Annotated in this window: 9 protein-coding genes and 1 pseudogene; 6 read left to right on the top strand and 4 right to left on the bottom strand. The window is 68.2% G+C overall.

The window, feature by feature from the left end:
- The first annotated feature begins 142 nt into the window (after positions 1-142).
- Positions 143-1,222, top strand: coding sequence for a phosphoribosylformylglycinamidine cyclo-ligase (purM, locus tag QX204_RS01110; RefSeq protein ID WP_056818742.1), 1,080 nt, complete (start codon positions 143-145; stop codon positions 1,220-1,222).
- A 288-nt stretch (positions 1,223-1,510) separates the two neighbouring features.
- On the opposite strand, the gene QX204_RS01115 is transcribed toward purM, so the two are convergent.
- The 4 genes from QX204_RS01115 to QX204_RS01130 form a co-directional block, all read right to left on the bottom strand.
- Positions 1,511-1,738, bottom strand: a complete 228-nt coding sequence (locus QX204_RS01115; RefSeq protein ID WP_301904780.1) for a DUF3073 domain-containing protein — start codon at positions 1,736-1,738, stop codon at positions 1,511-1,513.
- A 175-nt stretch (positions 1,739-1,913) separates the two neighbouring features.
- Positions 1,914-2,864: an asparaginase gene (locus QX204_RS01120; protein WP_301904781.1), complete on the bottom strand. Its 951-nt coding sequence runs from the start codon at positions 2,862-2,864 to the stop codon at positions 1,914-1,916.
- The gene (locus tag QX204_RS01125) at positions 2,861-3,529 is read right to left on the bottom strand and encodes an MOSC domain-containing protein (RefSeq protein ID WP_301904782.1); all 669 of its coding nucleotides are present in this window, start codon (positions 3,527-3,529) and stop codon (positions 2,861-2,863) included. The genes QX204_RS01120 and QX204_RS01125 overlap by 4 nt, the downstream gene beginning before the upstream one ends.
- Positions 3,530-3,540: 11 nt before the next feature.
- Positions 3,541-4,674 carry a CAF17-like 4Fe-4S cluster assembly/insertion protein YgfZ gene (locus QX204_RS01130; protein ID WP_301908219.1) on the bottom strand — a complete coding sequence of 378 codons (1,134 nt, stop codon included), beginning with the start codon at positions 4,672-4,674 and terminating at the stop codon, positions 3,541-3,543.
- Positions 4,675-4,766: 92 nt separating this feature from the next.
- Here QX204_RS01130 and QX204_RS01135 point away from each other — a divergent pair, with 92 nt between their 5' ends.
- The 5 genes and pseudogenes from QX204_RS01135 to cydC all read left to right on the top strand — a co-directional run bounded on the left by QX204_RS01135 (position 4,767) and on the right by cydC (position 12,088).
- The gene (locus tag QX204_RS01135; protein ID WP_056818736.1) at positions 4,767-5,672 is read left to right on the top strand and encodes an aminodeoxychorismate lyase; all 906 of its coding nucleotides are present in this window, start codon (positions 4,767-4,769) and stop codon (positions 5,670-5,672) included.
- 135 nt (positions 5,673-5,807) lie between these two features.
- Positions 5,808-7,196: pseudogene (locus tag QX204_RS01140) on the top strand (cytochrome ubiquinol oxidase subunit I); the annotation flags it as partial.
- A gap of 75 nt (positions 7,197-7,271) precedes the next feature.
- Entirely contained in the window at positions 7,272-8,300 is a 1,029-nt protein-coding gene (gene cydB, locus QX204_RS01145) for a cytochrome d ubiquinol oxidase subunit II (RefSeq protein ID WP_301904783.1), read from the top strand.
- Between the two features lie 129 nt (positions 8,301-8,429).
- Positions 8,430-10,349 (top strand): thiol reductant ABC exporter subunit CydD, encoded by a 1,920-nt coding sequence (gene cydD, locus QX204_RS01150; protein WP_301904784.1) that lies wholly within the window; start codon positions 8,430-8,432, stop codon positions 10,347-10,349.
- Positions 10,350-10,366: 17 nt separating this feature from the next.
- Positions 10,367-12,088, top strand: coding sequence for a thiol reductant ABC exporter subunit CydC (gene cydC, locus QX204_RS01155; protein ID WP_301908220.1), 1,722 nt, complete (start codon positions 10,367-10,369; stop codon positions 12,086-12,088).
- Positions 12,089-12,145: the final 57 nt, after the last annotated feature.

Consider the following 12,145-nt stretch of genomic DNA (forward strand, 5'->3'; position numbering starts at 1 on the left):
GGCCAGCGGTTCGGGCAGATGCTGGGGCCGCGCTCTGCGTCGGACTGGGCAAGGAGCGAGAGCCGCACGACGACGGGATGGGCGGATCACTTAGAGTTACTAGGCATCTATCCGCCGATTCGGTTTGGAGCTTTCCCCCACAATGACTGAACAGACACCCAGCGGTGCAGGCGCTTCCTACGCTGCGGCAGGCGTGAGCATCGAAGCCGGTGACCGCGCCGTCGAATTGTTCGGACCATTGGCCAGGAAGGCCAGCCGACCCGAGGTGCAGGGCGGTATCGGCGGCTTCGCCGGGCTGTTCGCGCTCAAGGGCGGATACCGGGAGCCGCTGCTCGCCGCCTCCACCGACGGTGTCGGCACCAAGATCGCCGTCGCCCAGGCGCTGGACAAGCACGACACCGTCGGGCTCGACCTGGTCGCCATGGTCGTCGACGACCTGGTGGTGTGTGGCGCGGAGCCGCTGTTCCTGCAGGACTACATCGCCATCGGCAAGGTCATCCCGGAGAAGGTCGCCGAGCTGGTGTCCGGCATCGCCGAGGGCTGCATCAAGGCCGGTTGCGCGCTGCTCGGCGGCGAGACCGCCGAGCACCCGGGTCTGATGGATCCCGATGACTACGACCTGTCCGCCACCGGCGTCGGCGTCGTCGAGGCCGACGCGGTGCTCGGCCCCGACCGGGTGCGTCCCGGCGATGTCGTCATCGCGATGGGCTCCTCGGGTCTGCACTCCAACGGCTACAGCCTGGCGCGCAAGGTGCTGCTCGACATCGACCGGATGTCGCTCACCGGCTACGTCGAGGAGTTCGGCCGCACCCTCGGTGAGGAACTGCTCGAGCCGACCCGTATCTACGCCAAGGACTGCCTCGCGCTGATCGCCGAGACCGATGTGCGCACCTTCTCGCATGTCACCGGCGGCGGCCTGGCCGCCAACCTGGCGCGCGTGCTGCCCGCGGGCCTGGTGGCCGAGCTGGATCGTGGCACCTGGAACCCGGCGCCGGTGTTCAAGATGATCGCCCAGCGCGGACGCGTGGAGCGGATCGAGATGGAGAAGACGTTCAACATGGGCGTCGGCATGGTCGCGATCGTGGCGCCCGAGGACGCCGATCGCGCGCTGGCGGTGCTCACTGCCCGCCACATCGACTGCTGGACGCTGGGCCAGGTCAAGAAGGCCGCCGATGTCGCCGCGCCGCGTGCGGTGCTGCTGGGCGATCACCCCAGGTTCTGATCTTTCGATTTACCACCGAGCCGGGTCGCGATGAGCGGCCCGGCTCGTGTGCGTCCCGGGTTTGTTCCGGCCACCGAGTGGCTAACCCATAGCTGGAGGGTTCGTGCCCGTCGGCTCGGGGTGGTCGGGGCCTCGAGGCGGCGAACACGACGAGCGTCCTGTGTGTGCACAGGACGCTCGTCGTGTATTCAGGTATTCGCCGTAACTGCTACTACGAGCCTGTCGTCACTCACCTGAGAACGGCTGGAAGGGGGAGGCCCTCAGGCCTCCCCCTTCGTCGCTGTCAGGTCAGCGGCGCCAGCTGTCGTAGCCGTCGTCCTCGTCGTTCCAACGAGACGGCGACTCGTCCGCATCATGCTCATCGGACAGCACTGCACTACTCCTGGGTTGGGAGTAGGGCGGAGCATCGCTATCCGACAGCTCGCGCTGAAGGCTCGCGAAGTCGGTCGGCGCGGAGCTGTACTTGAGCTCACGTGCGACTTTGGTCTGCTTTGCCTTAGCCCGGCCACGGCCCATGGCTGACCCCCTCGCGTCACTGCGGGGCGGCCTGGGGTTTGTTGGCGGCCCCGTTCGAATTAATACTCTTCCTGACAGACACTTTAGCGTGTGTCAGAGCGTCGCGCTCCCAGGAGTGGGTGAAGACCTGTCGAAGCGCCCCGGTTTGCCCCTACTTCGCCCAGACTGCCCGGTCTCAGAAGACTCCCGGAATCGCGCGGATCACACCGACTCTGGCGTCGCCGCCGAGCACCGCGGTGGCCGCGAGCCGGGTGTGCTGATCGGTCCACTCGACGCCGAGTTCGCGCAGAATCGCCAGCGTCAGCGGCATCCGGGCCCGATCGTGACCGTCTTCGATCTTGTACGCGAAGGCCCTTCCGTCGGGTAGCGCACCCGCGTGCACGCCGTCGGCGCCGATCTTGCAGAACAGTCCGGGGGTTGCCGACATGGCCAGTAGATCCGGCCCGCTCGTGCCGGAAATCACTCGTGGATTCGCCCGAACGGCGTCGGCGATCCGGCGCGGCGCGGTACCGGACTCGGCCGTGGTGAAGCCGGCGAAGGCGCGCGCGAGGTTGATCAGCGAGACGGGCACGATCGGCAGGCCGCAGCCGTCGATACCCAGATCGGTCTCCGGTTCGCCGGTGACGTCGGCGACGGTGGCCAGTACCGCTTGCTGGATCGGGTGCTCGATCTCGAGGTACCCGGTGCGCGGCCAGTCGTTGATCGCGCAGGTCGCCAGCATCGCGGCGTGTTTGCCCGAACAGTTCATGTACAGCGGGCTCTGGCCGTCGCCGGTGATCGCGGCGGCGCGGGCCTTTTCCTCGAAGGGCAGGTCGGGTGGGCAGGCGAGGTCTTCGGCGGTGAAGCCGAAGCGGTCGAGCAGACGACGGACCAGGGCGATGTGGTCGGGCTCGCCGAAGTGGGAGGCGGTGGCGATGGCGAGCTCGTCGTCGTCGACGGGGTCGAAACCGTTGCGCAGCAGGGCCAATGCCTGCATCGGTTTGTTGGTGGAGCGCGGGAAGATCGGGCCGTGGATCTCCCCGAGTTCGAGGGTGGGGGTGCCGAAGGCGTCGAGGATGACGACGGATCCGCGGTGGACGCACTCACGGAAGCCGGAACGGACGACTTCGACCAGTTCGACGCTCATGCGCGGGCCTCCACGGTGACGTCGGTGCGGGTTCGGGTGTGGCGGTCGATCTGCATGCGCACGTCGGCGGAGATGGTCGGTTCCTCCGCGCGCAGGCGTTCCAGGCGCGCGGGGTCGGCGCCGGTGAACAGATCCCGCACGGTGATGCCGTGTTCGGGAACGTGGACGACGCGGACTTCGTCGCCCGCACCGATCGTGCCCTCGGTGAGAACCCGGAAGTAGGCGCCGGTGTCGGATCGCAGGGCGAAGCGTTTCACCCACCGCTGCTCGCCCGACCACTGCTGGAAGGTCGCGCAGGGCACCCGCGGCGCGCTGACCTCGAGCAGGGTGTCGCCGATCGCCCAGTGCGCGCCGAGCACCGCGTCGCTGACCGGCAGACCGGTCAGCCGTAGGTTCTCGCCGAACCACCCTGCGGGCAGTTCGCGATCGAGTTCGCTCGCCCAGCGGCGGGCGTCTTCGTCGGCGTAGGCGTAGACGGCCTGGTCGATGCCGCCGTGGTGGGCGGTGTCGCAGACGTGGTCACCGTGCAGGCCGAGCGCGGCCACGGCGACCCGGCCGTCGACCGGACGCTTGTCGATGGCCGTGCGGCCGACGCGGGTGCGCACCTCGATCTCGGCGTGGACGACGCACACGGCCTCGACGCGGCCGGTATCGCCGACGCGCATGACCGGACGGTTCATCGCCCGCGCAACCGGTTGACGGCGGCGCGCCCCGCCTGCTCGGTGTCGTCGGCGGGGATCGAGTCGGGGTCGATGGCCGCGGCCATGGTGCCGACCACCAATTCGGTGCCCGCGGGGACCGAACGCTTGATCAGCGCCAGGGCGATCGGGCCGAGTTCGTAGTGGTCGACGACGGTGCCGAGGCGGCCGACGGTGCGGCCAGCGGCTGTCACGTCGTCACCGGTCGCCGGGCGCTCGTCGGCCGAGCCGTCGAGGTGCAGCAGCACGAGATTGCGTGGGGGCTTGCCGAGGTTGTGCACCCTGGCCACGGTTTCCTGGCCGCGATAGCACCCCTTGTTGAGGTGGACGGCCCCGTGCTCGTCGATGCCGCCGATCCAGCGGGCCTCGTGCGGGATGGTGCGTTCGTCGGTGTCGATGCCGATGCGGGGCCGCAGCGCGGCCACGCGCAGCGCCTCGTAGGCCCACATGCCCGCCGGAGCGGCTCCCGCCGCGGTGAGCCTGGCCCACCACGTCGAGAGCTCGGCACGGGGCACGATCAGATCGAAGGAGTCCGGCATCCGCCGCAGGAATCCACCACCGGGCAGCGCCACGGCGACGTAGGTCTCCGGCAGTTCCGCGATGCCGAGCGCGTCGAGCAGCGTGTCCACGCGCGGGCCCAGCAGGCTCAGCACGGCGTGATCCGGCGCGTCCTCCGGCTTGGCATCGGCCCAGAAGACCATCTTCTTGAGGAACGCCAGCAGTTCGGCGCCGCGGTCGGCCTCGGTATCGAGCCACAGCGTGCCGTCGAGGTCGGTGAGGACGAAGTGATTGAGGACTCGGCCGTTGAGATCGAGGTCGAGGGTCTCGGCGCTGTGCGCGTCGGGCAGCGCGGCGATGTGCTGACTGGTGATGGTGTGTAGCCAGCTCAGGCGCTCGGCGCCGGTGATCGTGGCGAGGCTGCGGTGGGAGCGGTCCACGACCGCGACCTGCTGCGCGGCAGCCTTCTGCTCACCGAAAGGGTCACCGTAATGCCAGGCGACCGCGGCGTCCGGAGTGTCGGGAACACCCGCGACGGCACCCGGCGTATGGAGAACAGGACTGGGGACGACGACCTGTGACACGACACCCACTGTAGGCGCGTCTGCCGACATGCGCCGCACGCGGTCTTCTTCGCGACGCGCGTCGCGAGCTCGATTCGCTGCAGCCATAGGCATAACAGAGCGATAACGCCTACGCTCGGCGCATGGGAGAACGGGTTCTTGTGACACTCGACGGGACGGTCGCTGACGCGAACGTGCCGTCGCTTTATGCCGACGACATCGGCGCCCTTCGCGGCGATGGAGTATTCGAAACGATTTTGGTGCGCGGCGGCACGGCCACCGCGCTGGAATTCCACCTGGCGCGGCTGCGTCGTTCGGCGCAGGCGCTGGAACTACCGGAGCCGGGACTGTCGAGATGGCGCACGGCGGTAGAGCTGGCTGTGAAGGAATGGGGCTCGGAAGAGGAAGGAATGTTGCGGCTGATCTACACGCGCGGTCGCGACTCGGAATTCGACGCGCCGCGCTCGGAACTGGCGCCGGAGGACCCGCAGCCCACCGCGTATGTGCTCGTCTCCCCGGTGCCCGCGCGGGTCGAGACGGCGCGCGCCGAGGGCGTGAAGGTGATGTCGCTGGCGCGTGGCATCTCGGTCGACCTCGCGCAGGCGGCGCCGTGGCAGCTGCTCGGCGCGAAGACGCTGTCGTACGCGACCAATATGGCCGCGCTGCGGTTCGCCCGGCGTATGGGCGCCGAGGACGTGATCTTCCACAGCACCGAACACAAGGTTCTCGAGGGGCCGCGTTCGTCGGTGGTGATCGCTCGCGGCAAGCAACTGATCACCGTGCCCGCCAAGAGCGGCGTGCTGCCCGGCGTCACGCAGCGCGCGCTGTTCAACGTGGCGGAGAAGGCGGGCTGGGAGTGCAAGTACCAGACGCTGTTCACCGCGGACCTCTTCGACTGTGACAGCATCTGGCTGCTGTCGAGTATCACCCTCGCCGCGCGAGTGAACCAGCTCGACGGCGTGCGCATGTCGGCGCCCGACAATGCCCAGGAGATCATCGATATGGTCGATCTCGGCATCGAACGGCCGGGGACAATCGGGGACTGGTGATCCCTGTGTGGGGCACGGGTGGGCGTGCCCCTGCGGGAACGGTTTCCGCGTGCCGTGGCGGTTGTCACGCTCGAACGGGGTGAATCCCGGCGTACCATCTACTACAAGTTGTCGTAGTAGATCGGTGGAGGTCGGATGGACACCCTTGATGTCTCCCGGTGGCAGTTCGGGATCACGACCGTCTACCACTTTCTGTTCGTCCCGCTGACCATCGGACTCGCTCCGCTGATCGCGATGATGCAGACCGCCTGGGTGGTCACGGGCAATGAGCGCTGGTACCGGCTCACCAAATTCTTCGGCAAGCTGTTCCTGATCAACTTCGCCCTCGGGGTCGCGACGGGCATCGTGCAGGAATTCCAGTTCGGGATGAACTGGAGCGAATACTCCCGCTTCATCGGCGACGTCTTCGGTGCGCCGCTGGCGTTGGAAGCGCTGATCGCCTTCTTCATGGAGTCGACATTCATCGGGTTGTGGATCTTCGGGTGGACCCGGCTGCCCCGACTGGTGCATCTGGCGACGATCTGGATCGTCGCCATCGGGGTGAACGCATCGGCCTTCTTCATCATCGCGGCCAATTCGTTCATGCAGCATCCGGTGGGCGCTCGGTACAACCCGGAGACCGGACGCGCTGAGCTGGAAAGTATTTGGGCGCTGTTGACCAACAACACGGCTCTGGCCGCGTTTCCGCATGTGGTGGCGGGCGCCTTTCTCACCGCGGGAACTTTCGTCGCGGGCATCGCGGGTTGGTGGATGGTGCGCAACGCGCGCAGTGCCGATCCGGCGAAACTCGAAGAGGCGCAAACAATGTGGCGGCCGGTCGGGCGCTTCGCCCTGGTGGTGGTCGCGCTCTCCGGCGTCGCCTTGATCTTCACCGGCGATATTCAGGGCAAGCTGATGTTCGAGCAGCAGCCGATGAAGATGGCCTCGGCGGAATCGTTGTGCCACACCGCGACCGACCCCGACTTCTCCGTTCTCACCGTGGGCACACACAACAATTGCGACGGCGTGATCCACGTGCTCGAGGTGCCCTACGTGCTGCCCTACCTCGCCAAGGGCGAATTCAGTGGGGTGACGCTCGACGGCGTGGTCGATCTACAGAAGACCTACAACGTCGCCTACGGGCCCGGCGACTACCGGCCCAACCTGTTCGTCACCTACTGGTCCTTCCGCGCCATGATCGGGCTGGCAGGCGGGTCGGTGCTGCTGCTGTTGGCCGGGTTCTGGGTGACGCGCGGTGGCCGGGTGCCGAATCAGCGGTGGTTCTCCTGGCTGAGCCTGCTCGCGATCCCCACGCCGTTCCTGGCCAATGCCGCCGGGTGGGTATTCACCGAGATGGGGCGTCAGCCGTGGGCGGTGGCGCCCAATCCGACCGGCGACCCGAATATTCGGATGACGGTGCAGCAGGCGGTCTCCGAACACGATGCCACGACCGTGCTGTTCTCGCTGGCGGTGTTCACCCTGCTCTACGGCGCGCTCGCGCTGGTGTGGTTCTACCTGATGCGCCGGTACGTCGTGGCGGGGCCGGACACGCAGACACATGCCGAGAGTTCGACCGACTCGGATACTCCCCAACTTTCCTTCGCGTACTAGGAGCCGACGATGGGTCTGCAACAGTTCTGGTTCCTCTTGATCGGCGTGCTGTTCACCGGCTACTTCGTGCTGGAGGGATTCGACTTCGGGGTGGGCATGTTGATGCCGATTCTCGGTAAGGGCTCCGATACGCGCAGGCGCGTGGTGCTCAATACGATCGGGCCGGTCTGGGACGGCAACGAGGTGTGGCTGATCACCGCCGCCGGTGCGCTGTTCGCGGCGTTTCCCGAGTGGTACGCCAGCATGTTCTCGGGGTTCTATCTGGCGCTGCTGCTCCTGCTGGTCGCGTTGATCCTGCGGGTGTGCGCGATCGAATACCGGGGCAAGATCAATGATCCGCAGTGGCGGGCCTGGTGCGATATCGGGATCGGGATCGGGTCGTGGATTCCGGCGCTGCTCTGGGGATGGGTGTTCGCGAATATGGTGCGTGGCGTGCCGTTGAACGCGGAGAAGCAGATGGTCGGATCGGTGGGGGATCTGCTCAGCCCGTACGCGCTGCTCGGCGGGTTGGCTACCGCTGTGCTGTTCGCGCTCCACGGTGCGGTATTCCTGGTGCTCAAGACCGCCGGTGAGGTTCGGACCGACGCTGTGCGAATTGCCAAGTCGCTGCTGATTCCCACTGTAGTAGTGGTCGGCGGATTCGGGTTGTGGACTCAGCTCGCCTACGGCGCCGGGTGGACCTGGATCGTGCTGGCGACTGCCGTGCTCGGACTCGTGCTCGCCGCGGTGACGAATATCGCGGGGCGTGACGGATGGGCCTTTGTCGGCACCACACTTACTGTTGTCTCGGTGACGGTGTTGATCGTCGGGTCGATGTTTCCGAATGTGCTGCCCTCGACCATCAGCCCGCTCTACGACCTCACCATCTACAACGCGTCGTCCACGCCGTATACGTTGAAGGTGATGAGTTGGGCGGCGGTGATCGCGACGCCGGTGGTGCTGATTTATCAGGGGTGGACCTATTGGGTATTCCGGCAGCGGATTCGGGTCGAACAGATTCCGCCGCCGGTGGGTTTGCCGCGCAGCGGTAAGGGCTGACCGATGGCGTCGGCCCTGTCTCGGGAAATGGTCGCTCGCGAAAGGTCGGACGCTGTGGTGTCGGAGAGCTTGTCGCAGGATGGACCGGGGCCGGGCGAGGGGACGCCGAAACGGTCGAGGCGCGGACCGGTGGATCCGCGGTTGTGGCGGTACGCGCGGTCGGCGCGGCCGCATCTGGTGATCGCTGTCGCGCTGGCGCTGGTGATCACGGCGACGATCGTGGTGATCGCCATCGTGTTGGGACGCGTGCTCGCCGGGGTCATCACGGATCCGAGCCGGCGTGAGTTCGGTGCGTGGACCACGGAATTGGCTGTCCTGGCGGTAGCCGTCGCGGTGCGGGGAGTGGCGAGTTGGTGGCAGGCGCGGTTGGCCCATCGAGCCGGCAGCGCGGTGGTCGCGGAGCTGGAGACGGCGGTGCTGCGGGCAGGCGCCGAACTGCCGCCGCGGGAACTGGACGTGCGGCGAACGGAGATCGCGGTCGTCGTCGGCAACGGTCTCAGCGGTTTGCGCGGTTGGTTCACCGGCTATCTGCCCGCGCTGCTGCTGGCCTGTCTGGTGCCGCCGGTGGTGTTGGTGGTCATCGCCCTGCACGATCCGACCTCGGCGCTGATCGCGGTGATCACCGTGCCGTTGATCCCGGTGTTCATGGTGCTGATCGGGCTGCTCACCCAGGGGCGGGCCGAGGCGACGCTGGCGGCGACCACCCGGTTGTCGGACCAGATCCTGGACCTCTTCGCGGGCATGCCCACCCTGCGCGCCCTCGGCCGCGAGGGGGCGGACGGTCCGTCGATGGTGAATCAGGTGCAGGCCCTGGGCGATTCGCTGCGACAGCGGACCATGCGCGCGCTGCGGATCGCCTTCCTGTCCTCGATGGTGCTGGAAAGTCTCGCGACGCTGAGTGTGGCGTTGATCGCGGTGGCGATCGGGCTGCGGTTGGTGTTCGGGGAGATGGCGTTGTACAGCGGGTTGGTGGCGTTGATTCTCGCGCCGGAGGTGTACTGGCCGCTGCGGCAGGTGGGGGAGAAGTTCCATGCGGCGCAGGACGGAATGGCCGCGGCTGACCGGGCTTTCGCGGTGCTCGAACCGCCCCGGCGGGCCGAGTCGGCGCCTCCTCGTGCCGCCTGGGGCGAGGTCATCGCCTCCGGCAGCCGGACGGCCGTGGCCGGACTTCCTGACAGGGGTGTCGGGCCGGCGCGAATCACCTTGCGCGGTTTGTCTGTTGCCGCCAGGACAGGAGTCGCGCCCAATCAACTGACGGCGGTGCTCGAACCCGGACTGGTGACCGTCCTGACCGGGCCGAACGGGTGCGGGAAATCGACCACGGTGCAAGCGATTCTGGGGCTGGTCGAACCCGATCAAGGCGCGGTCTTCGTCGACGGCGCCGATGTTCGTGAACTCGACCTCGACAGCTGGTGGAGTCGGATCGCCTGGTTGCCGCAGCGGCCGGTGCTGGTTCCCGGGACCTTGCGCGAGAATGTCGAGTTGCTCGGGGCCATCCCGGACCCGACCGCCGATGATCTTCGAGCCGTCAGCGCCGCAACGGGATTCGAGAGCGTGCTGGCCGAGCTCCCCGACGGCTGGAACACCGTCGTCGGTCAGAACGGCACCGGCCTGTCCCTAGGACAACGCCAACGCCTCGCTCTCACCCGCGTCCTGGCCGCTCACCGCCCGATCCTGCTCCTCGACGAACCCACCGCCCACCTCGACCCCGAGAGCGAGCAGCGTGTGCTCACCACCCTGCGCGACTACGCCGCCGCCGGTGCGACCGTCGTGGTCGTCGCCCACCGTCCGACCGTGCTGGCAGCGGGCGATGTGGTGATCGAGGTCGTCGCGGGTCGCACGCCTGCAGTTGTCACGCCGGATTCGGTGGCTACGCGCAGTTCCGCACCTGGCACCGACACCATCCGGCCGACTTCCGCCCGCACGGTCGACGCCTCAGATCCTGTGGCAGCGAGCGAACCCCCGCCTGGCGCCGACTCGGAGGCACGGCGCGAGGTGGGCTCCTCCGGTAAGTCAGCGGGTCGCGGGGACGGGGTGGAGGTCTCGTGATCGGCGATCTGCGGGAGATGTGGCGGCTGCTCGCGTTGTCGCCCGCGCGGGTCGCGGTGGCGATCGCCTGGGGCGTGGCGGCGTTGGGCAGTGGGCTCGGGCTGGCCGCGCTGGCCGCGTGGTTGATCGCGCGGGCCTGGCAGATGCCGCCGGTGCTGGATCTGAGCGTCGCGGTGGTCGCGGTGCGGGCGCTCGGTATCTCGCGGGGGCTGTGCCGGTATCTGGAGCGACTGGCCACCCACGATGTGGCGCTGCGGGCGATGACAACGGCCCGGACCTCGGTGTATCGCACGCTGGCGCAGTCGGACGTCTGGTGGTGGCGAGACCGGAGCCGCGCTGACCTGCCATCGGGCTCGGGTCGAGGGCTGCGGCGCGGGGATGTGCTCGTCCGGATCGGCGCCGATATCGACGATCTCGGGGCGGTGGTTGTTCGGGTACTGGTGCCGGTGGCCGTCGCCGTGGTGTTGTCGCTGGCCGCCGTGGGGCTGATCGCGACGATCTCGCCGTTGGCGGCGGTGATCCTCGCTGTCGCGCTGGGTGTTTCGGGGATTGTCGCGCCGTGGATGTCGGCGGTGGCCGCGCGAGAGGCCGAGCGGGCGGTGCGGGTCGATCGGGCCGAGTTCACCGCCGAGGGGCTCACGGTGCTCGATCACGCCGCCGAGCTCCGTGTCGCGGGGCGGCTGGACGCGGCCCTCGTAGTGGCGGACAAGGCTTCTCAGCGTGCGGTGATCGCGGAGGATTCGGCTGCCTCGCGGAGCGCGTGGGCGGCCGCGGCCACTCCGCTGTCGATCGGGGTCAGCACGTTCGGTGCGCTGCTGGTCGGCATCGCCGTGTACGGGCCGACCGGTGGGCTTGCCGGCGGCATGACCCCGATGGCTTTGACGATCCTGGTGCTGGTCCCGCTGTCGGCCTTCGAAGCCGTGGGCGCGCTTCCCGCCGCCGCGACCACCCTCACCACGTCCCGTGCGGCCCTGCATCGCCTCCGCGGGATCTCGGCGGGAACCCGCGGCGCTGTCGGCGCTGACAGCGGCGGGAGCGAGCGCCGCGAGTGGGCGGCGGTCGAGGCTGCTCCGGCTGACGTCGACCGGGGATCTCTGGGGATTCGGGAATGCGCGCGGTCGGAGGTCGCTGACGAGGGACCGGTGGCCACAGCCAGGCGGATACCGATGCCCACGGGGTCGCGGGTGGTTGTTGTCGGGCCGAGCGGGGCGGGCAAGACGACGTTGCTGATGGCGTGGGCGGGCCTGTTCGATACGCCTCGGGACGGGGTCACGTTCTTCGCGGAGGACGCGCACCTGTTCGGCACCTCGCTTCTGGAGAATCTGCGAGTGGCACGTGGCGACCTCACCCTCGACGAGGCGGAGAGCGCGATGCGCACAGTCGGTCTCGGCCCGTGGCTGGATTCGCTGCCGGACGGTCTGCACACCTCGCTCACCGCGGGTGCGGCCGCCGTATCCGGTGGTCAACGTCGACGCATCCTGCTGGCCCGCGCCCTCGTCGCCCCCGCGCACACGCTGCTCCTCGACGAGCCGACAGAACACCTGTCCGCCGCCGAAGGCGATCGACTCCTGCGCGAACTGCTCGATGTGGACAGCGGCCTCGTCGGCCCCGAGCGCACCGTTGTAGTTGTCACCCACCAGCTCCCGGTCGGGCACGGAGCCGACACCGTCGTCACCGTGGATGCGACCGGCGCCTGCCACATCGAATATCCCCACACCGCCACATCCTCGACGACCTGACGCATACACCCAGGTCAGCATCACAATTAATTCGATTGCCGACCGCGCCGAGCGGGG

The sequence above is a fragment of the Nocardia sp. PE-7 genome, assembly GCF_030486425.1.
Taxonomy (GTDB): domain Bacteria; phylum Actinomycetota; class Actinomycetes; order Mycobacteriales; family Mycobacteriaceae; genus Nocardia; species Nocardia salmonicida_A.